Genomic DNA, 21,497 nt, shown 5'->3' on the forward strand with positions numbered 1-21,497 from the left:
CGAAGCACCCGATGAGAAAATGATCGACGTTGCGATGCGGAAATTAGATTTTGCCAACCAGGTCCAGCGAAGGCGCCAGAGTCGCATCACCTTCTTTCCATTTGGCCGGGCACACTTCACCAGGGTGAGAAGCCACGTACTGCGCCGCTTTCACTTTGCGCAGCAGGTCAGACGCATCACGGCCAATACCTTCAGCGGTGATTTCTACAGCCTGGATAACACCCTGTGGGTCAACGATGAATGTACCACGGTCAGCCAGACCTTCGTCTTCGCGCATGATGTCGAAGTTGCGGGTCAGCGCGCCAGTTGGGTCACCGATCATCGCATATTTGATTTTTGCGATGGTGTCAGAAGAGCCGTGCCAGGCTTTGTGGGTAAAGTGGGTATCAGTAGACACAGAGTAGATGTCCACGCCCAGTTTCTGGAACTCTTCATAGTGATCCGCGACGTCGCCCAGTTCGGTTGGGCAAACAAAGGTGAAGTCAGCCGGATAAAAGAAGAAAACACTCCATTTACCTTCAACGTCTTTCTCGGTTACTTCGATAAACTGGCCGTCTTTAAATGCACTGTTTTTGAACGGCTTAATTTTGGTGTTGATAATGGACATGTGATGGCCTCCTTTAAAATATGTGATGCAGCTTACAAATTTTCCGGGCCAACATCTAATAAGCCCTCGTTATCAATAAAATAAACGAAAGCTATCAAACGCCGATCGCGTTGATCGTTAAGGGAAAAAACCGCTTTTCTTACCTTCATTTACCCGCAAAAAGATATATTGCGTGCTTCCAGGCAATAACCCCTGTGCGTTAACTGAAGGCCGTTTGCTGTTTTCCCATAAGGCACCGTCGGGCAGTGTACAAGGAAAGTGATGACATTTGTTCTGCTTTTACTTTTTTGAGAATCCCTGCCAGGGTTGTTAAAAGATGTTTAACGGAGCTTGATGTGCATATTCGATTATTTACAGAGGCCGACCGTCCTTTCCTGCGGACGTTGTTTCTGGCGGCCCGTCGGCATAACTGGGACTGGATCGCCAACGATGACTGGCAACTGGAAGACTTCGATCAGGTGATACTCGGCGAAACCGTTTTAGTGGCTGAGCTGGACGGGCATCGGGCAGGATTCGCGGGTCTGATGGAAAACGATAATTTCTTACACAGCCTGTATGTGGACCCTGATTATCAGGGGCGCGGTGTGGGCAGTGCACTGCTTGAGGCCGTCCAGTCACGCTTTACATCAACCGGCGCGCTGAAGTGTCTGCAAATGAACAAGGCCGCCCAGACGTTTTACCTGCAACATGGCTGGAAAGTGATTTCCCAGGGTGAAAGCGATCAAGGCGGCTATCTGTTAATGCATTATCCCCAGGCGTCGCACTATGAGAGCGACGCGCAGAAGGGTTAAAGCGCGCGGAAGGCGATATCGCCGGGAATCACCTCGCCCTGCCAGTAAAGCTGGGCGGCCACACGTCCGGCGAGCTGACGGTACAGCATCGCAAATTCACTGTCCGGCCGACGAATCACCGTTGGCTCGCCATCATCCAGATCTTCACGCAGATGAATATGCAGGGGAAGCTGTGCCAGCAGCCGCGTGCCATAGTCGTCCACCAGCCGTTGCGCCCCGCCGGTACCAAAAATTGGCTCATGGTGACCGCACTGGCTGCAGACGTGGATACTCATGTTCTCCACCACGCCCAGCACCGGGACGTTAACCTTGTCGAACATGACCATGCCTTTGCGTGCATCGATGAGCGCGATGTCCTGTGGCGTAGTGACCACCAGCGCACCGGTGACGGGCACACTCTGCGCGAGCGTTAACTGGATATCTCCGGTTCCTGGCGGCATATCCAGCACCAGATAATCCAGGTCGGGCCACTGGGTTTCGGTAAGTAACTGCATCAGCGCTTTGCTGGCCATAGGGCCGCGCCACACCATCGCGTTATCGTCGGTCACCAGATAGCCGATGGAATTGGTTGCCAGACCATGGGACATGATCGGCGCCATATGGGTGCCGTCAGGCGAGGTCGGGCGCTCTTTTTCACAGCCCAGCATGTTGGGCACGGACGGGCCATAAATATCGGCATCCAGAATGCCCACACGTGCGCCTTCAGCCAGTAACGCCAGCGCCATATTAACTGCGGTACTCGATTTGCCCACGCCGCCTTTACCGGAGCTGACCGCGATAATGTTCTTCACGCCGTTAACACCAGGGTGATTTTTCACGCGTTTCAACGTAGCAATCTCGTGACTTAACCGCCAGTCGATGGCCTGCGCGCCGCTCAGACGCAGTAGCTCAGCGCTGGTGTCTGCTTTTAAGGTCTCAAACGCGCTGTGCCAGGCAAAAGGCATCCGCAGTTCAATATGCAACGTCCCATCCAGCAGCGCCACATGATGCAGCGCCTTCAGGGTAATAAGATTACGTTGCAGCGTCGGATGCTCAAAGCTGTTCAGAACGCCGGCCACAACGGCGCGTAAGGCTTCTGGTGTATGTGGTTCCCGGGATTGCTCTGTCATCCCCACTCCTTTTCTGCTGTGCTTATGCTGTTTTTCAACGATGTAGTAACAATACTATCAGATGCCGATCGTTTCACGGGCCGCGCGGCGGGAAATCCCTTATGTTTACGCGGCTGTGCCCATCGGTTACCATCTAAGCCCGTTTTTTTACTTAACTGAAAGCTACGCAAACTATGACTCAAGTCGCAAAAAAAATTCTGGTAACCTGCGCCCTGCCTTACGCTAACGGCTCAATTCATCTCGGCCACATGCTCGAGCATATCCAGGCGGACATTTGGGTGCGTTATCAGCGAATGCGTGGCAATCAGGTTTACTTCATCTGCGCCGATGACGCCCACGGCACGCCGATCATGCTGAAGGCTCAGCAGTTGGGCATTGCGCCGGAACAGATGATTGCTGAAATGAAACACGAGCACGAAACAGATTTTGCCGGTTTTAACATCAGCTATGATAACTATCACTCAACGCACGGCGACGAGAACCGTGAGCTGGCCGGGCTCATCTATGGTCGCCTGAAAGAGAACGGTTTCATTAAGAACCGCACGATTTCTCAGCTGTACGATCCGGAAAAAGGCATGTTCCTGCCTGACCGTTTCGTGAAAGGCACCTGCCCGAAATGTAAAGCGCCTGACCAGTACGGCGACAATTGCGAGGTGTGCAGCGCGACCTACAGCCCGACCGAACTGATCGATCCGAAATCTGTGGTGTCCGGTGCAACCCCTGTGCTGCGTGATTCCGAGCACTTCTTCTTTGACCTGCCGTCGTTCAGCGAAATGCTGCGCGCCTGGACGCGTTCTGGCGCCCTGCAGGAGCAGGTCGCCAATAAAATGCAGGAGTGGTTCGAATCCGGTCTGCAACAGTGGGATATCTCCCGTGATGCGCCGTACTTTGGCTTCGAAATTCCTGGCGCGCCGGGCAAATACTTCTACGTCTGGCTGGATGCGCCGATCGGCTATATGGGCGCGTTTAAAAACCTGTGTGACAAACGCGGCGACATCAGTTTTGACGAATTCTGGCAGCAGGATTCCACCACAGAGCTGTACCACTTCATTGGTAAAGACATCGTCTACTTCCACAGCCTGTTCTGGCCTGCCATGCTGGAAGGCAGCGGCTTCCGCAAACCCAACAACCTGTTTGTGCATGGCTATGTGACCGTAAATGGCGCAAAAATGTCGAAATCGCGCGGAACCTTTATCAAAGCCAGTACCTGGTTACAGCATCTGGATGCCGACAGCCTGCGCTATTACTATGCGGCCAAGCTTTCTTCGCGTATTGATGACATCGACCTGAATCTGGAAGATTTTGTTCAGCGCGTCAACGCCGACATTGTGAACAAAGTGGTCAACCTGGCATCACGTAATGCCGGTTTTATCACCAAACGCTTTGACGGCAAGCTGTCCGCAGAACTGGCCGACCCGGCGCTTTATCAAACCTTCCTGGACGCATCCGAAAAAATTGGCGAGGCCTGGGCAAGCCGTGAATTTGGCCGGGCGATTCGTGAAATTATGGCGCTGGCCGATCTGGCCAACCGTTATGTTGACGAGCAGGCACCGTGGGTGGTGGCGAAGCAGGAAGGCCGTGATGCCGATCTGCAGGCTATTTGCTCCATGGGCATTAACCTGTTCCGTGTGCTGATGACCTGGCTGAAGCCTGTGCTGCCGTCGCTGAGCGAGCGAGCCGAAGCTTTCCTGAACAGCGAACTCAGCTGGGACGCCATTCAGCAGCCGCTGCTCGACCATCAGGTTGCGCCGTTTAAAGCCCTGTATGGTCGCATTGAGATGGCGAAAGTCGAGGGCCTGATTGAAGCGTCGAAAGCCGACGCGGCTGAAGCCAGTAAACCGACGGTCAGCGGCCCACTGGCGGATGCGCCGATTGGCGATACCATCACGATTGATGACTTTGCCAAAGTTGATATGCGCGTGGCACTGATTGAGAAAGCGGAACTGGTGGACGGCTCAGACAAACTGCTGCGTCTGGAGTTGGATCTGGGCGGCGAGAAGCGCCAGATTTTCTCTGGTATCCGTGCAGCCTATCCTGACCCGGCCGTACTCGTTGGCAAAATGACCATTATCGTGGCGAACCTGGCACCACGTAAAATGCGCTTTGGCGTCTCGGAAGGCATGGTGCTGTCTGCGGGGCCGGGCGGCAAAGACCTGTTCGTGTTGTCTGTCGACAGTGGCGCAGTGCCGGGTATGCCCGTTAAATAAGGCGTTCGCCCTTCCTGCATCTGATGGCAGGAAGGGCCGTTCTGCCTTACGCTGACAGCTGGCACGCCAGACCGTCAGTGCGTAGGATCACGCTCGTTGGAAACAGGAGCCTGTCATGCACACCGTGCTAGCGATAAGTTGGCGTTATCTGCGCGCTTTTACCCTTCTCTATCTCTGTTTATATGCCGGAAACGGCGTAGCAAGGTTGCTGCCCATTACGCTGCCCGGCAGCATTATTGGCATGCTGATTTTGTTTACCCTGCTCGCGTCTCAGATCGTGCCGGTCCACTGGGTTAAGCCCGGTTGTCATCTTATTATTCGCTATATGGCGCTGCTGTTCGTTCCCATCAGCGTGGGCGTCATGAATTACACCGATCTGCTGACCGCGCAGTTTGGCCCTATCGTGGTCTCGTGTCTTGTCAGTACCTTCGCTGTCCTGAGCATCGTGGGGTTAAGCGCCCACAAGCTGCATTCGCGCGCGCCGACGAAAGAGGTGAAGGATGAGTGATATCTGGTGGTCATTGCCACTGACGCTGGGCGCATTTTTCCTGGCGCGCAGACTGGCTGCCGCGCTGAAGATTGCCCTGCTGAACCCCTTGCTGGTTTCGATGGCGATCATCATTCCCATCCTGCTGTTACTGCAACTGCCCTATACACGTTACTTTGCCGGAAGCCAGGTGCTTAATGACCTGCTACAGCCCGCCGTGGTCGCACTGGCGCTGCCGCTGTATGAGCAGATGCATCAAATTCGCGCCCGCTGGAAATCCATTATCGGCGTATGCCTGATCGGCAGCCTGACGGCAATGACCTCCGGCACAGCGATCGCCCTGTGGATGGGGGCAACGCCGGAAATCGCCGCCACGATTTTACCTAAATCCGTCACCACACCGATCGCGATGGCGGTATCCGGCTCTCTGCACGGCATTCCCGCTATCAGTGCGATTTGTGTGCTGATAGCCGGTGTGCTCGGTGCGGTATTTGGCCATATGGTGCTGAATCTGTTGGGCGTGAAAAGTAAAGCGGCACGCGGTCTGGCGATTGGTAATGCGTCCCATGCGCTGGGAACCGCCCGGGCGGCGGAACTGGACTTCCAGGAAGGGGCATTTAGTTCGCTGGCACTGGTGATCTGCGGCATCGTAACGTCGTTACTGGCACCCTTTGTTTTTCCGCTGCTACTGCACTGGTTTGGCTAAAACTTTGGGAGAGATCTCGCAAAGTTGAAAACTCTAAGACACGTTGCATTGTCAGAGCGACAGAGATCACATATAAACCGATGTCTGGCACATTGCCTGAAGATTGAATGAGGCTTCCATGCATCCACGTTTCCACTCTGCCTTTGAATTACTGCCGGCTCCCCTGCAAACCGCGCTTCGTCCGGTGCTGAGTGAGCCGGGATTTGACGCGATGCTGCGGGCCGATCAGGTCACCCTCCTGCAACAGCAAACCCAACTGGATGCGGACGCCCTCGCCCTGGCGCTGCTTCCGGTCGCGGCGGCCTGCGCGGTCGCCTCGCTGTCCCGTTTCAACGTCGGTGCCATTGCACGCGGGATAAGCGGTAACTGGTATTTCGGTGCCAATATGGAGTTTGCCGGTGCCACCATGCAGCAAACCGTGCATGCAGAACAAAGCGCCGTTACGCACGCCTGGCTGCGCGGCGAAGCGCGCCTGGAGACCATCACCGTCAACTACACGCCGTGCGGGCATTGCCGCCAGTTCATGAATGAACTTAACAGCGGCACGGCGATTCGTATCAGCCTGCCCCAGCGCCCGGTGCAGACGTTAGCGCACTATCTGCCTGACGCTTTCGGTCCTGGCGACCTGCACATCACCGAACGGCTGATGGATAAGGTGGATCATGGCTTTGTTGTCACGGGCGATGCGCTGTCGCAGGCGGCCATTGACGCGGCCAACCAGAGTCATGCCCCTTACAGCCGCGCGTTCAGTGGCGTTGCAGTGCAAACCGCCTCAGGCCGTATTTTTAGCGGTCGCTATGCGGAAAATGCGGCCTTTAATCCCAGCCTGCCTCCGCTTCAGGCCGCACTGATTTTGCTGAACATGGCCGGCGAATCCTGCGAGGCGATTCAGGCAGCAGCGCTGGCCCAGCCCCGACAGCCTGCGTTAGATCAGTATTCAGCGACGCAGGCAACACTGCGCGCGCTGGGCTGCGACAACCTTAACGTTATCGAGCTGGCGTAAAGCGTAATGCGGGGCACGGTTTTAAACAGTTTCTAAATCTTTTATTTACAAAAGCTGTACATCCGCGAGAAATTTCATAGGATCTGACGCCAGGCCTTCTTTATCAAAATAAACTGGCGTCCTCTACCCTCTTATTGCGCCAGGAACACTCGCAACCGGAGCATTACTGCATGGAACTCGAATACGAAAGTAAACGCCCGCTCTATATTCCCTACGCTGGCCCTATTCTGCTGGAATTTCCCCTGCTGAATAAGGGCAGCGCCTTCAGCATCGAAGAGCGTAACGAATTCAATCTCAACGGCTTACTGCCCGAAGCGGTCGAAACCATTGAAGAGCAGGCGAAACGCGCATGGCGTCAGTTTCAGGACTTCAAAAATAATAACGACAAGCACGTCTACCTGCGCAATATTCAAGACACCAACGAAACCCTGTTCTACCGTCTGCTGGACAATCATCTTGAAGAGATGATGCCAATTATTTATACGCCAACCGTCGGCGCAGCCTGCGAACACTTCTCTGAAATTTATCGCCGCGCGCGCGGTGTGTTCATCTCATATCCCAACCGTGAACACATCGAAGACATGCTGCAAAACGCCACCAAACAGAACGTTAAAGTCATCGTGGTGACCGACGGTGAGCGTATTCTGGGCCTGGGCGACCAGGGCATCGGCGGCATGGGTATTCCGATTGGTAAACTGTCGCTGTATACCGCGTGCGGCGGCATCAGTCCGGCTTACACCTTACCGGTGGTGCTGGATGTCGGTACCAATAACCAGCAACTGCTGAACGATCCGCTTTATATGGGCTGGCGTCACCCACGTATCACCGGTGAAGAGTACGATGAATTCGTTAATGAATTTATCCAGGCCGTGAAACGCCGCTGGCCGAAAGTGCTGCTGCAGTTTGAAGACTTTGCGCAGAAAAACGCAATGCCCCTGCTGGAGCGCTATCGCGATGAAGTGTGCTGCTTCAACGATGATATTCAGGGCACCGCTGCTGTCACCGTGGGCACTCTGATTGCCGCCAGTCGTGCTGCCGGAAGCCGTTTGTGCGAACAAAAAGTGGTGTTCCTGGGGGCAGGTTCAGCCGGCTGCGGTATCGCAGAGCAAATCATTGCGCAGATGAAGTCGGAAGGTCTGAGCGATGAAGAGGCGCGTAGCCGCGTAATGATGGTCGACCGCTTTGGCCTGCTCACTGATAAGTTGCCTAACCTGCTCGATTTCCAGAGCAAGCTGGTGCAGAAAAGCGACAACCTCAAAGACTGGGATACGGCCAGTGATGCGATTTCGCTGCTGGACGTAGTGCGCAATGCCAAACCCGATATTCTGATTGGGGTTTCAGGGCAGCCCGGACTGTTCACCGAAGAGATCATCCGCGAGATGCACAAGCACTGCAAACGTCCTATTGTGATGCCGCTCTCTAACCCCACCTCGCGCGTTGAAGCCACGCCAGCGGATATTATCGCCTGGACCGATGGTGCTGCACTGGTCGCGACCGGGAGCCCGTTCTCACCGGTTTCATGGAACGGTAAAACCTATCCGATCGCGCAGTGTAACAACTCCTATATCTTCCCGGGCATCGGTTTAGGGGTGATTGCCTCGGGTGCATCACGCGTAACCGATACCATGCTGATGACCGCCAGCCGCGCACTGGCAGACTGCTCGCCGCTGGTCAACGATGGTGAAGGGCCGGTACTGCCTGAAATCAAAGATATTCAGGGCGTGTCGAAAGTGATCGCAATGGAAGTGGGCAAAGCCGCGCAACTGGCGGGCGTTGCCGTGGTGACCTCGGAAGACGTGCTGTCACAGTCTATTTCGAATAACTTCTGGCTGCCGCAATACCGTCATTACCGCCGTACCTCGATCTAAAAAGGTCTGCGCTGGATCATCCTCTGATCCAGCGCTGCTTAAAATAGCACCAGCCAGACGGGGTAAACTTGCTTCGCGAGGGTTGCTCAAGTAGCCTTGTCTCACCAAAACCTCTCATCTCGAGTGCTCAGGCGCATGTTGAAACGCGTTTTCATTGCTCTGCTTTTCATCATCTTAACGATGGTGGCGACGGCGCTTGGCCTGGATCGCTGGATAAGCTGGAAAACCGCCCCCTATATTTACGACAATCTGGCCTCACTGCCCCATCGTCAGGTCGGTGTTGTGCTGGGCACGGCAAAATATTACCGCACCGGGGTGATTAATCAGTACTACCTCTACCGGATGCAGGGCGCGCTTAACGCCTATAACAGCGGCAAGATTAACTATTTACTGCTGAGCGGAGACAATGCGCAGCAGAGCTATAACGAACCCATGACCATGCGGCGCGATTTAATTAAAGGTGGCGTCGACCCGGCGGATATCGTACTGGATTACGCGGGCTTTCGGACGCTGGATTCCATTGTCCGCACGCGCAAGGTATTCGATACCAACGATTTTATTATCATCACCCAGCGCTTCCACTGTGAGCGGGCACTGTTTATCGCCCTGCACCTTGGCATTCAGGCTCAGTGCTACGCTGTGCCCTCGCCGAAAAATATGCTGACGGTGCGCATGCGTGAGGTCGGTGCACGTCTTGGCGCGCTGGTAGATTTGTACCTCCTCAAGCGTGAACCGCGCTTTCTCGGGCCTCTGGTGCCCATTCCCGCCGTACATGATGTGCCGGAGGATGCGCAAAGCTATCCTGCTGTCACCCCTGAGCAACTGCTGGAACTGGAACAAAAACGCCATCAGTAAGCCGCCTTTGTCTGGCTGACAGCCCGCTCACCCTGGCGTGAAGATGGCCTGTGAGAACGGACGATTACGCCAGCGCGGCTGGCTCCGCCTTTCTGACAGGAGTGCATCGCCGACACGTAGCATCCTTGCTATGGCGAAACAAGGCTTAGCGCGGGACTTTGCGATGGCGTCAGGGCTTATCACGCATCGTTACCAAGAATGACGGTCAGTCCAGCGCGGCGGATTTGCTGCTTTTTTACCTTACTGACCTGCTGACCTGCTGACCTGCTGACCTGCTGACCTGCTGACCTGCTGACCTGCTGACCTGCTGACCTGCTGACCTGCTGACCTGCTGACCTGCTGACCTGCTGACTCAGGATTTTGCGTCCACAGGACAGCTTTCTGTTCCTGATTAAAGTCAATTCGAACACGCATTCTCATAGCGGGCATCCTGCTGGCTCGCCGTGAATCCGCGTTCTTTCCTGCTTCCGGGCGCACGCTGGCAGCTTCCGTGCCAAAAAAAGCGGCCCGCAGGCCGCTTAGCTTACATGATGACTTCTGCCGTTATTTTTTACGTGCGTACTTCAGCGAGTCGAGCGCCACAGCAAAAATAATGATGCCGCCCTTGATGATGTACTGCCAGTACGGGTTAATGCCGATGTAGGTCAAGCCGTAGTTGATGACGGTGAAGATCAACACACCGGTCACGACGCCGGCCACCGTCCCCACACCACCGGCAAAAGACACACCACCGACGACGCAGGCCGCGATAGCATCCAGCTCGTACATAAAGCCAAGGTTGTTCGTTGCCGAGCCGATACGGCCCGCTTCCAGCATACCGCCGAAAGCATAGAACACGCCTGAAAGGGCATAAATCAGAATCAGGTTCAGGTTGACGTTTACGCCGGAGACTTTTGCCGCTTCCGGGTTACCGCCGATGGCAAAAATGTTTTTACCGAAACGCGTTTTGTTCCACAGAATCCAGACGAACACGATCGCAATCACCGCATAGAAGGTGATGTAGGACAGCTTAAAATCCCCGAAACGCAGGAAGCCTTGCGTAAAGGTTGAGAAGCCGTCATAGAAGCCTGCAATCGGTGATGCGCCTACGAAGTCGTAATACAGCGAGTTGATACCGTAAACGATAATCATGGTACCCAACGTAGTGATAAACGGCGTCACTTTCAGGTAAGCAATAATCACGCCGTTCACCAGGCCAATAACGGCACCAATCGCACAAACAATCAGGATCACCACAGGAATCGGTACGGTTTCCAGATGTGGGAACACTTTGTTTGGGTTATCCATAGCCTGCAGCAGCGAAGCGGCCACGATAGCGGCAAGGCCAACCTGACGACCGGCTGACAGGTCTGTCCCCTGAGTCACAATCAGTCCCGCAACGCCCAGCGCGATGATAATACGCACCGAGGATTGGGTCAGAATGTTACTCAGATTCATTAAACTTAAGAACGTCGGATCCTGGAAAATAATAATCGCCAGCAGTACCAGTAGCACGACATAAATGCCACCCTCTTTCAGCCAGGTTAGCGCATTCTTTTTTGTAGTCGCTTTCATGTTAACAGCCCTTACTTCATTAAAGGTGTAATGACGCTAAACGCAATATTTCGTTCTGCGTAGTCGTTTTTGTATCAACAATGCCAGCGACCAGACCGTTACTCATGACCAGAATACGATCGGTGATGCCTAACAGCTCTGGCATTTCGGAAGAGATAATAATGATGCCCTTTTCTTTTTTTGCCAGCTCAGCCATCAGCTGGTAAATCTCGAATTTGGCCCCCACATCAATACCGCGAGTGGGTTCATCGAGCATCAATATTTCGGGCTGCGTCAGCAACCAGCGTCCAATAATCACCTTCTGTTGGTTACCACCTGAAAGCGAACCAATTTGGGTGTGGTGGCCTGGCGTTTTTACCCGCATGGAGTCGATAACCCATTGGGTATCACTCTTCATACGCTTATTATCCAGCAGACCAATGTTGTTCTTATATTTTTTGATATTGGAGATGAGAGAATTAAAACCAATATCCAGAAACGCATAAATACCGGTAGAGCGACGTTCTTCCGTCACAAGAGCAAAGCCATGATTGATGGCTTCATTCGCCGTGTGATTATTAATCGTTTTACCGTGCAGTTTAATTGTGCCGCCCGATTTTTCGCGAATGCCAAACAGCGTTTCGACGATATCCGTACGTTTTGCACCGACCAACCCGGCAATACCGAGTATCTCCCCTTTACGCAAATCAAACGAAATATCACGAATAGAAGGCTGACGCAGAGAGGTTAAATTGCGCACCTCAAGAATGGTCTCGCCCGGCACATTTACGCGATCCGGGAAGCGCTGGCTTAATGAACGCCCCACCATCATGGCGATGATCTTATCCATGTCCAGCCCTTCGAGCGGCTGGGTTGCAATCCACTGACCGTCACGCAGAACCGTAATTTCATCACACAACTGGAAGATCTCTTCCATTTTATGTGAAATATAAACAATGCCGCAGCCGCGATCTTTCAGCTTACGGATAATCGTGAACAGATGATTCACTTCTTTTTCCGTCAACGAGGATGTCGGTTCATCCATGATCACGATTTTGGCGTCATAAGAAAACGCTTTGGCAATCTCAATCATCTGCATTTGCGAGACGGAGAGATGCGCGACTTTGTCACGGGGATCGATGTTAATATCCAGCTCGTCAAAAATCGCTTTGGTATCACGGTACATTTTTTCCTGATCGACAAAGAAGCCTTTGCGTGGATAACGCCCAAGCCACATGTTGTCCATCACGGTACGCTGTAATACCAGGTTTAATTCCTGGTGAACCATTGACACGCCATTTTCCAGCGCCTCTTTGGAGCTTTTAAAATCTATTTCCTGCCCTTGAAAAAGAATACTTCCGGTATCTTTTTTGTAGATACCAAATAAACATTTTAACAACGTTGATTTACCAGCGCCGTTCTCACCCATCAGTGCATGAACGGAGTGAGGCCGCACTTTTAAATTTACGTTGTCGAGAGCTTTAACGCCGGGAAATGATTTACTGACGTTGGTCATTTCCAGCAGATATTCGCGCTGCGCGGTCGTATTATCACTGGCCATAATTTACCTGGCTAAAAAACGGTGATGACATAAAAAAGGCGCAGCAGCCGCCGCGCCCGTTTGCACATAATTATTTCTGGAACTGAGACAGGTTTTCCTGATCAACCGGTACGTAGGGTACGCGTACGATCTTATCGACCATCTTGAAGTTGGTGCCTTCGGTGGCCGGTTTACCATCGGCAAGGTTCTTCGCCATATCGATGGTGGCTTTCGCCTGGTTTTCCGCATCGTTCAGCACCGTACCGGCCATCGCGCCAGATTTAACCAGCGCCAGCGCCTCAGGTAAGGCATCCACACCAAATACCGGGATAGAAGACATGTTGTGTGCCTTCAGCGCTTCAACAGCCCCCATCGCCATCGCATCGTTGTTCGCGATTACCACTTCGATTTTCTTGGCGTTAGGGCCTGACAGCCAGGCGTCCATTTTGTCTTTAGCCTGTGCGGTATCCCACATCGCCGTATCCATCGCTAACTGCTGGGTTTTCACGCCATCTTTGTTCAGCGTATCGATAACATATTTAGTACGCGCTTCGGCATCAGGATGGCCTGGTTCGCCTTTCAGCAGCACATACTGGATCACACCGTCTTTGTTCAGATCCCAGGCCGGGGTCGCTTTCCAGTGCTTCTCAATCAGTTTGCCCTGAATCACGCCAGACTCTTTCGAATCAGTACCGACATAGTAGGCTTTATCGTAGCTGGCCAGCACTTTGGCGTTAGGTTCTTTGTTGAAGAACACAACCGGGATATCGTTCGCACGGGCTTTCTGTACCACGACGGCCGCTGCAGCCGGGTCGACCAGGTTGATGGCTAACGCTTTCACGCCTTTTGCCATCAGCACGTCAATTTGATCGTTTTGTTTTGACTGATCGTTCTGCGAGTCATTCATCAGCAGTTGGATGCCGCCCAGCGTTTTGGCTTCTTTCTCGATGTCTTTACGTACCATCGACATAAAGTTGTCGTCGTACTTATAAATAGTCACGCCGATACGGGTATCAGCGGCGTGGGCTACTGCACCAAACATCATGCTGGCAACCAGTGCTGTGAGCGTGAAAACCTTCTTATTCATGGTATCTCCGGTTTTTCTGTAGGGTCTTTTTATGTTCTGCTGCGTCAAGCCGCGGAAGAACATCGGGTAAGAATTATCCGGCGAGGCAAGATGCGCTCTAAATCAGACTGAGCCACTGCTGTGCCGTGCCAAACTCGACTTCCATGTAGGTCAATGCGTCCGTAAAGCGTGTGTTATAAGCCTGAACCAACGATGCTGTCGGTGCCCTCAACGGGAGAGTGGCGTTACATAATGTTTCAGTACTGTAAGACGTTGCCATCATAGTGATAGCAATGTTAATTAACTGTGAATACAATCACAGATTGAAAACGGTTACATCGCGGAATCGCCTGAATTAGTGACGGACTCCACACTTTGCTTTTGCGCGACGGAATGGCGGCGAACGAGGGTGGGCATAAAGATATGTTTCGCCGTAGTGTCAAGACAGCCTGCCGCGCCCTGCAGGGCCAGTTCAGTGGCAAGTTTTGCCATAGAAACAATAGGATAACGGACTGTGGTAAGTTGAGGATCGGTGTACCGCGAAACCGGAATATCATCGAAGCCGACGACAGAAAAATGGTGCGGCACCTGAATGCCATTGTCTTTCAGAGCGGTAAGGGCACCGGCCGCCATACCATCGTTATAGGCGAAAATGGCGCTGAGATTCAGATTGCGTCCCAGCAGTTCCACCATTGCGGCTTCGCCCCCTTGCATATCCGGCTCTGCGCTGGCTATCCAGCTTTCCTGTGGGCGGATTCCCTGCTCTGCCATCGCCTGTAACCAGCCTTCACGCCGTTGATCCACATCTTCAATGGGATGACTGGAACAGAGATAGCCGATGCGGGAATGCCCCTGTTGCAGCAGCATGCGTGAGGCCATTAAGGCCCCGGTCACATTATCCAGACTGACGCAACGGGCCTCATAACCCGGTATACTGCGGTTGATAACCACCATACCTGGCACCTGACTCATAAAGCCCGCCAGCTCTGCGTCTGAAAGCGTTTTCGCATGGACCACCAGCGCATTGCACCGTTGCCGTATCAACACTTCGATAGCGTGACGCTCTTTTTCTTCCTGATGCCAGGAGTTGCTGATCAGTACATGTTTCTGGACGCGCTGTGCCACGGTATCCACCGCTTTGACCAGCGCGCCAAAAAAGGGATCGGAGACATCCATGACGACGACGCCGATCGTATCGCTCACCTGGGTTGCCAGCGCCTGAGCATTGGCATTTGGGCGATAGCCCAGAGCGTCAACCGCCTGTAACACGACGTCACGTGTTTCAGCGGTGACCGCGCTGCTGTTATTTAGTACGCGCGAGACAGTCGCTACGGACACGCCCGCCTGACGCGCAACATCTCGAATGGTTATCATGCAGCACTTCCAGAGAAAAGGCATTACGCCGGTTATGGCACCGGCGCTATTCTGTCAGGGAAGTGCATGGGACAGCGTGAATTGCGTCACATCAATGAAAACGGTTACATACAATTCTGCAACCTTTGTGATGACCGTCATTATCTTTCTGAGGATGACGTGGGGTGCGGCGTGGCAAGAAAGCGTGTCAGACGACGCCAGATCCATTCCACCGGCCCCTGCGGGAAATAGCGTAGCCACAGCACGGAAAACAGCAGGTTAATACACCATATGCCTGGCACCATCATGACCAGTTGCCAGCGCGTAAAGTGCATAAAAAGCCCGAAGCGGTAGAACAGCGTAGTGCCGATCAGGGACTGCAGCAGATAGTTACTGAGCGTCATACGGCCCACGCACTGGATAGCATAACTCATCCGCCAGCGCTGAATGGCTGGCCAAAATCCAAAGCACAGTGCGGCATAGCCGATACTGATTAACGGGCTGGCAAGATCACGCGGCAGTTGTAAATAGAACGCACTCCAGCGTGCATCCCAGTCCACAAACCATTGCGCGGCCACACCTGCCGTCGCTATCCCCAGCCCAATCGGCAGTAACATCCGCGCAACGCGCCGGTAATGGGACACGGGAAATGTTCCTTTCAGCCAGCCGCTACGTAACAAGGCCGCGCCCAGCAGCATCAGTCCGGCCAGTTGCCAGCCATACTGCGCCACTAGTGCCATTAAACTGGAGGAGAGGTTATCCAGGCGGATGCGTACCGCCGCCAGCCCGCCGTTGACCTTCCAGAACTGTTCATACTGAATGTCTGCGGCGCCGGGCAACCACGAGCGTGACGGCTCGGCGCTGCTAATCAGGGCAAAGATCAGCAACAGCGCACAGCCCACCAGATAAAGTAAAATCCCGGTATTGATTAGCCCACGCGTGGACGGCGCATCGCGCAGCATCCGCCAGACGATCAGGCCGATAATGCCGTAATCCAGCAGGATATCGCCTTCCCAGATAAAAATGCTGTGAAGAAACCCCAGCAGCACCAGTAATGACAGACGGGCGGACAGCCAGCGACTTCCGCGCGGCAGCTGCAGTTGCAACCCCGCGCCAAACAGCAGCGCAAAGAGCGTCAGAAATTTAAGCTGCGCGAAGATATCGGACAGCGCCCATGTCCACGCATCAGACAAGGTGACGCTGCCCTGCCAGGCAGGATTGAGATAGGCCGCAGAAGGTAAGCCAAAACCAATAATATTCAGCAACAGGATGCCGAGAATGGCACAGCCGCGAATAAAATCCAGCGCAAGGTAGCGTTGCATAGCGGCTCCTGACGGACCCGGCAGGCGCATCTGCGCCCACCTGTCGATATTAACTGTGACGCACCGCGCGCAGAAATTCCTGACGGGTATTCTGGCTGGATTTAAACAGACCGCCCAGGGAAGTGGTCGTGGTGGCACTGGTGGCATCCTTCACACCGCGTGCTTTTACACAGTAGTGGACGGCATCAATGGAAACAGCAACGTTATTGGTGCCTAACAATGTTTGCAGCGCCAGCAGCACCTGCTGGGTCAGACGCTCCTGCACCTGAGGTCGCTGGGCAAAAAACTGCACGATGCGGTTAATTTTGGATAAACCAATCACTTTGTCTTTGGGAATATAGGCGACGGTGGCTTTACCATCGATAATCACAAAGTGGTGTTCACAGGTGCTGGTCAGCGTAATGTCGCGTACCGTGACCATCTCGTCCACCTTCATCTTGTTTTCGATAAGGGTGATTTTGGGGAAATTGGCGTAATCGAGACCGGAAAAGACCTCATCGACATACATTTTGGCAATGCGGTGCGGGGTTTCCATCAGGCTGTCATCTTCAAGATCCAGATTCAGCAGCTGCATAATTTCCGTCATATGGCCTGCAATCAGGCTTTTGCGCGTTTCATCGTCCATTTCACGCGTAGGTGCACGCAGCGGCGTTTCCAGCCCACGCGCCAGCAGCGCTTCGTGAACCAGTGCAGCTTCCTGACTTAAGGTACTCATCTTACTCTTCTCCGGCAGGTGTTGCGCCCGCAGTCTGTTACCTGCGGGTCATATTACTGAGCGCGTATTGTGAGACTTTCTGTGCAGGGAATCCAGCAATCAATCTGATTGGAGATGAAAGCTTTTCACGCGACCCGCCGCCACACTAACAGGCCCGCCCAGACCAGACTGGCGCCTGCTACCCATAACGCAGGCTCAAGGTGGTGCAGAAACAGGGTTGAAAGTGAGGAAAGTAAGGGGCCAGCCAGTTGCCCAATCGCATAGCCGGTGGTCAGTAAGCCCGCCATATAGCGCGTATGCTGCGGAGCCAGTTCACGCGCGCAAAGCAGCGACAACTGCACGACACTCAAAAAGCCCCCGCCCACCAGCAGCGCACCAAGTAACAAACCACCGAACCCCGGCAACAAGGCGGCCGCCAGCACGCCCAGCGCCTGGGCCCAGAGCGTGATGGCCAGGCGGACATGCGCCTGCCCCATTCGACGCGTCACAATACCGATGACGATGCCCAGCATCGCCGCCCCGCCAAATACCGGCCAGACCAGCTGCGCCAGCGCACTGCCCGGAAAACGGGCTGCCGCCATTTGCGACAAAAAGGTGGCAGGCAAAATATAGCCAAACCCCGCCAGGCTGTAGCTCAGGACCAGCCGCCGCAGGTTGGGCGTCAGCGTCAGCGGCGCTGGTACCTGCCCTGCCCGGTGCAGCGCCCCCGTACGCGGCAGGTTGCGGCAGATGGCCGCCACCAGCACGGCGGCCAGCGCAGCGTAAATGCCCCACGCCAGCGTCACAGAGACCTGTAAACTGTGTAAGATGACCGCCAGCAGGCCGCTGATGAAAATGCCAGCGCCGGGACCGGCAAAGACCGCCGCCGACAGACCAGGACGACCGTGATGATGCAGTTGCTCGTTGCTCCACGCGGCCACCAGCACCATGGCCCAGCCGCTGGCCCAGCCAATCACAAAACGAATGATCCCGTGCAGCCAGGGGCCCCCGGCACAGGCTGACAACGCGGTTAACACCACCGCGCCCCAAACCCCCAGATGCAGCCGCCACTCCACACGCTGCTGCGCGCGCATCGCGTCAAAGGAGCCGCACAGGTAACCCAGGTAGTTTAATGCTGCGACCACACTGGCACTGGTCAGGGTTAACTGATCAGCCTGAATCAGTAAAGGCACCTGGGGCGTAAACGCAAAACGGCCGATGCCCATGACGACAAACAAAGTCAAAAACGCACTTATCGCGACGCGAAATGCCATTGGGCACCTCAGTTTTTTAAATTGAAACTTGCGTACAGCATGAACGATGCTTAGAATCACGAAAAGTGAATAATCTTAACTAACTTGTTTACAGGAAGAGAACACATGGATTTAGTCCAGCTACGTATGTTCTGTTCCGTGGCAGAGAGCGGTTCTCTTGCCCGTGCTGCGGAACAACTGCATCGGGTGCCTTCTAACCTCACCACGCGCCTGCGCCAGTTGGAAGAGGAACTGGGTGCCGATCTGTTCATTCGGGAAAAACAGCGCATTCGCTTATCCCCGATGGGCCATAACTTTCTTAACTATGCGCAGCGCATTCTGGCCCTGAGCGATGAAGCCTTAAGTATGGCGCGCACCGGTAAGCCTGGCGGGAATTTTGCGCTGGGCTCGATGGAAAGTACGGCGGCAACGCGCCTGCCTGGCCTGCTGGCTGCCTATCATCAGCGTTTTCCGGCGGTCGCCTTATCGCTGATCACCGGCACCTCCGGTGAAATTATCGATCGGGTTCGCGAAGGAACACTGGCCGCGGCGTTGGTCGACGGGCCGGTTCAGCACGACGATCTGAATGGCTGTATTGCGTTCCGTGAAGAGATGGTGCTCATCACTGACCTTGACCACATCCCGGTGACGAGCGCACGCGATACTCAGGAAGATACGTTGTTTGCGTTCCGCAACAGCTGCTCTTACCGGGTGAAACTGGAAGCCTGGTATCGCGACAGCCAGGCCGCGCCAAACAGCGTCATGGAGATTCAGTCTTATCATGCCATGCTGGCCTGTGTCGCGGGCGGTGCAGGCGTGGCGATGATTCCGGCGTCGGTCCTGAAACAGATGCCAGAGCGCGCACGGGTTCAGGTACACAGCCTGCCGGCGAAGTATCGTGATACTGCGACCTGGCTGATGTGGCGACGGGACGCCTTTACGCCCAATGTTGAGGCACTCAAGTACCTTATTATCGAACAGTTTCACGATCGTCCGCTCAACGATGAGCTGATGCATCCTTTACAGGCGGCGGAATAAGATTTCCGCGCTATTTTTAATGAATCACGACCATCCAGACGCCATAACGCGTCACAATCTGACTGGAAGAGGGATTGCATGAACATGATCAAAACCCGTGCCGCTGTCGCCTGGGCCGCTGGCGAACCACTGAAAATTGAAGAAGTGGATTTAATGCCGCCGCAAAAAGGGGAAGTGCTGGTCCGTATCGTTGCCACTGGCGTTTGTCATACGGATGCTTATACGCTGTCAGGTAGCGATCCGGAAGGCGTGTTCCCGGCGATTCTGGGTCACGAAGGCGGCGGTATCGTTGAAGCGGTCGGCGAAGGCGTCACCAGCGTGGAAGTGGGCGATCATGTTATCCCGCTTTACACGCCGGAATGTGGTAAATGTAAGTTCTGTCTGTCAGGCAAAACCAATCTGTGCCAGGCCATCCGCACCACACAAGGTAAAGGCCTGATGCCTGACGGCACGACGCGTTTCTTTAAAGACGGTAAACCCATTTTTCACTATATGGGCACGTCAACCTTCTCCGAATACACCGTCGTCCCGGAAATCTCTCTGGCTAAAATCAGTAAAGAAGCGCCACTGGAAGAAGTGTGCCTGCTGGGCTGCGGCGTAACCACCGGTATGGGCGCAGTGATGAACACCGCTAAAGTTAAAGAAGGCGATACCGTTGCCATCTTTGGTCTGGGCGGCATTGGTTTGTCAGCGATTATCGGCGCGAAAATGGCGAAGGCCGGCCGCATCATTGGTATTGATATCAATACCAGCAAATTCGACCTGGCCCGTAAACTTGGTGCGACCGATCTGATCAACCCTAAGGATTACGATAAACCTATCCAGGACGTGATTGTTGAACTCACCGACGGCGGCGTGGATTTCTCCTTTGAATGTATCGGTAACGTCAACGTGATGCGTTCTGCCCTGGAGTGCTGCCATAAAGGCTGGGGCGAGTCGGTGATCATCGGCGTCGCCGGTGCAGGCCAGGAAATCTCTACGCGTCCGTTCCAGTTAGTCACAGGGCGCGTCTGGCGTGGCTCTGCGTTTGGTGGCGTAAAAGGTCGCTCGCAGCTGCCTGGGATTGTGCAGGATTACCTCGATGGTAAATTTGCGTTGAACGACTTCATTACGCATACCATGCCGCTGGAAGAGATAAATGACGCCTTTGATTTGATGCACGAAGGGAAGTCGATCCGCTCCGTCGTTCACTTCAATAAGTAATCGGGGGCGCTATGACATCTTCTCTTGAGTTACTGGAAGAACACCGTATTTTTGGCGGCTGGCAGCAGCGCTGGCGTCATCCCTCCCAGGTGCTGAACTGCCCGATGACGTTCAGCATCTATTTGCCCCGTCCGCGCGGGGATTCGCCCCCACCGGTGGTGTGGTTTCTGGCAGGCCTGACCTGCAATGATGAAAACTTTACCACCAAAGCGGGTGCGCAGCGCGTCGCCGCTGAACTGGGGCTGGTGCTGATCATGCCCGATACCAGCCCGCGCGGTGAGGCAGTGGCCAATGACGAGGGCTATGATCTGGGCCAGGGCGCGGGCTTTTATCTCAATGCGACGCAGCAGCCCTGGGCGAGCCACTATCGGATGTTCGACTACCTTAGTGAGGAGCTGCCTGCGCTGATTGCCGATAACTTTAAGGTCAGTGAACGTCAGTCGATCATGGGGCACTCTATGGGCGGACACGGCGCGCTGATGCTGGCGTTACGCCTGGCAAACCGCTTTGCCTCCGCCTCCGCCTTTGCGCCCATTGTGAATCCCGCCGATGTGCCCTGGGGACAAAAGGCGTTCACCGCTTATCTGGGAGAGGATCGCCAGGCCTGGCGGGCATACGACAGCTGTCAGCTGATGCGCGAGGTTCAGCATCGCCTGCCGTTATTGATCGATCAGGGCGACAGCGATCAGTTTTTGGCGGATCAGCTTCAGCCGGAGCGATTAGAGGCAGTGGCGCAGGAGATGGATTTCCCGTTAACTCTGCGTATTCAGCCAGGCTACGATCACAGTTACTTCTTTATCGCCAGCTTCGTGGAAGATCATCTGCGCTTTCATGCGCAGCACTTGTTGGTGGGATAACACAA

The 21,497-nt window shown here is 54.4% G+C and carries 19 protein-coding genes; 10 read left to right on the forward strand and 9 right to left on the reverse strand.

The window, feature by feature from the left end:
- Positions 1-43 precede the first annotated feature (43 nt).
- Positions 44-607, reverse strand: coding sequence for an alkyl hydroperoxide reductase subunit C (ahpC, locus tag G5574_RS05825; protein ID WP_033740540.1), 564 nt, complete (start codon positions 605-607; stop codon positions 44-46).
- 335 nt (positions 608-942) lie between these two features.
- Here ahpC and G5574_RS05830 point away from each other — a divergent pair, with 335 nt between their 5' ends.
- Positions 943-1,398 (forward strand): GNAT family N-acetyltransferase, encoded by a 456-nt coding sequence (locus G5574_RS05830; RefSeq protein ID WP_164482242.1) that lies wholly within the window; start codon positions 943-945, stop codon positions 1,396-1,398.
- On the opposite strand, the gene apbC is transcribed toward G5574_RS05830, so the two are convergent.
- Positions 1,395-2,507 (reverse strand): iron-sulfur cluster carrier protein ApbC, encoded by a 1,113-nt coding sequence (gene apbC / locus G5574_RS05835; protein ID WP_164482243.1) that lies wholly within the window; start codon positions 2,505-2,507, stop codon positions 1,395-1,397. The genes G5574_RS05830 and apbC overlap by 4 nt on opposite strands.
- A gap of 173 nt (positions 2,508-2,680) precedes the next feature.
- Between apbC and metG the strand changes: the two genes are divergently transcribed.
- From metG to sanA, 6 genes are all read left to right on the forward strand, one after another.
- Positions 2,681-4,714, forward strand: coding sequence for a methionine--tRNA ligase (gene metG / locus G5574_RS05840; protein WP_039338152.1), 2,034 nt, complete (start codon positions 2,681-2,683; stop codon positions 4,712-4,714).
- Between the two features lie 115 nt (positions 4,715-4,829).
- On the forward strand, positions 4,830-5,222 hold the full coding sequence (locus tag G5574_RS05845) for a CidA/LrgA family protein (protein WP_033740547.1): 393 nt from the start codon (positions 4,830-4,832) through the stop codon (positions 5,220-5,222).
- Complete coding sequence (locus G5574_RS05850) at positions 5,215-5,907, forward strand: CidB/LrgB family autolysis modulator (protein ID WP_033740549.1); 693 nt, start codon at positions 5,215-5,217, stop codon at positions 5,905-5,907. Before G5574_RS05845 ends, G5574_RS05850 begins: the two co-directional genes overlap by 8 nt.
- A gap of 118 nt (positions 5,908-6,025) precedes the next feature.
- Positions 6,026-6,910, forward strand: a complete 885-nt coding sequence (gene cdd, locus G5574_RS05855) for a cytidine deaminase (protein ID WP_058708419.1) — start codon at positions 6,026-6,028, stop codon at positions 6,908-6,910.
- Positions 6,911-7,080: 170 nt separating this feature from the next.
- Positions 7,081-8,778 (forward strand): NAD-dependent malic enzyme, encoded by a 1,698-nt coding sequence (locus G5574_RS05860; RefSeq protein ID WP_006119924.1) that lies wholly within the window; start codon positions 7,081-7,083, stop codon positions 8,776-8,778.
- A 135-nt stretch (positions 8,779-8,913) separates the two neighbouring features.
- Positions 8,914-9,633, forward strand: a complete 720-nt coding sequence (gene sanA / locus G5574_RS05865; RefSeq protein WP_006119925.1) for an outer membrane permeability protein SanA — start codon at positions 8,914-8,916, stop codon at positions 9,631-9,633.
- Between the two features lie 543 nt (positions 9,634-10,176).
- On the opposite strand, the gene mglC is transcribed toward sanA, so the two are convergent.
- The 7 genes from mglC to G5574_RS05900 form a co-directional block, all read right to left on the reverse strand.
- A complete protein-coding gene (gene mglC, locus G5574_RS05870; RefSeq protein WP_006119926.1) occupies positions 10,177-11,187 on the reverse strand; it encodes a galactose/methyl galactoside ABC transporter permease MglC in 1,011 nt (336 codons plus the stop codon).
- Between the two features lie 19 nt (positions 11,188-11,206).
- Positions 11,207-12,727, reverse strand: coding sequence for a galactose/methyl galactoside ABC transporter ATP-binding protein MglA (gene mglA, locus G5574_RS05875; protein ID WP_006119927.1), 1,521 nt, complete (start codon positions 12,725-12,727; stop codon positions 11,207-11,209).
- A gap of 70 nt (positions 12,728-12,797) precedes the next feature.
- Entirely contained in the window at positions 12,798-13,793 is a 996-nt protein-coding gene (gene mglB, locus G5574_RS05880; RefSeq protein WP_033740552.1) for a galactose/glucose ABC transporter substrate-binding protein MglB, read from the reverse strand.
- A gap of 312 nt (positions 13,794-14,105) precedes the next feature.
- Entirely contained in the window at positions 14,106-15,146 is a 1,041-nt protein-coding gene (gene galS, locus G5574_RS05885; RefSeq protein ID WP_110268213.1) for an HTH-type transcriptional regulator GalS, read from the reverse strand.
- Positions 15,147-15,286: 140 nt separating this feature from the next.
- Positions 15,287-16,447: a DUF418 domain-containing protein YeiB gene (gene yeiB / locus G5574_RS05890; RefSeq protein WP_164482244.1), complete on the reverse strand. Its 1,161-nt coding sequence runs from the start codon at positions 16,445-16,447 to the stop codon at positions 15,287-15,289.
- A 49-nt stretch (positions 16,448-16,496) separates the two neighbouring features.
- On the reverse strand, positions 16,497-17,162 hold the full coding sequence (folE, locus tag G5574_RS05895; protein WP_006119934.1) for a GTP cyclohydrolase I FolE: 666 nt from the start codon (positions 17,160-17,162) through the stop codon (positions 16,497-16,499).
- Between the two features lie 125 nt (positions 17,163-17,287).
- Positions 17,288-18,415 carry a YbfB/YjiJ family MFS transporter gene (locus G5574_RS05900; RefSeq protein ID WP_058702635.1) on the reverse strand — a complete coding sequence of 376 codons (1,128 nt, stop codon included), beginning with the start codon at positions 18,413-18,415 and terminating at the stop codon, positions 17,288-17,290.
- Between the two features lie 105 nt (positions 18,416-18,520).
- Here G5574_RS05900 and ptrR point away from each other — a divergent pair, with 105 nt between their 5' ends.
- The 3 genes from ptrR (at position 18,521) to fghA (ending at position 21,492) form a co-directional block, all read left to right on the forward strand.
- The gene (gene ptrR / locus G5574_RS05905; RefSeq protein ID WP_033740559.1) at positions 18,521-19,432 is read left to right on the forward strand and encodes a putrescine utilization regulator PtrR; all 912 of its coding nucleotides are present in this window, start codon (positions 18,521-18,523) and stop codon (positions 19,430-19,432) included.
- Positions 19,433-19,510: 78 nt separating this feature from the next.
- The gene (locus tag G5574_RS05910; RefSeq protein WP_033740561.1) at positions 19,511-20,635 is read left to right on the forward strand and encodes an S-(hydroxymethyl)glutathione dehydrogenase/class III alcohol dehydrogenase; all 1,125 of its coding nucleotides are present in this window, start codon (positions 19,511-19,513) and stop codon (positions 20,633-20,635) included.
- 11 nt (positions 20,636-20,646) lie between these two features.
- Positions 20,647-21,492: an S-formylglutathione hydrolase gene (gene fghA / locus G5574_RS05915; RefSeq protein ID WP_006119939.1), complete on the forward strand. Its 846-nt coding sequence runs from the start codon at positions 20,647-20,649 to the stop codon at positions 21,490-21,492.
- Positions 21,493-21,497 lie beyond the last annotated feature (5 nt).

The sequence above is a fragment of the Pantoea stewartii genome (genome assembly GCF_011044475.1).
GTDB classification, from domain to species: Bacteria; Pseudomonadota; Gammaproteobacteria; order Enterobacterales; family Enterobacteriaceae; genus Pantoea; species Pantoea stewartii.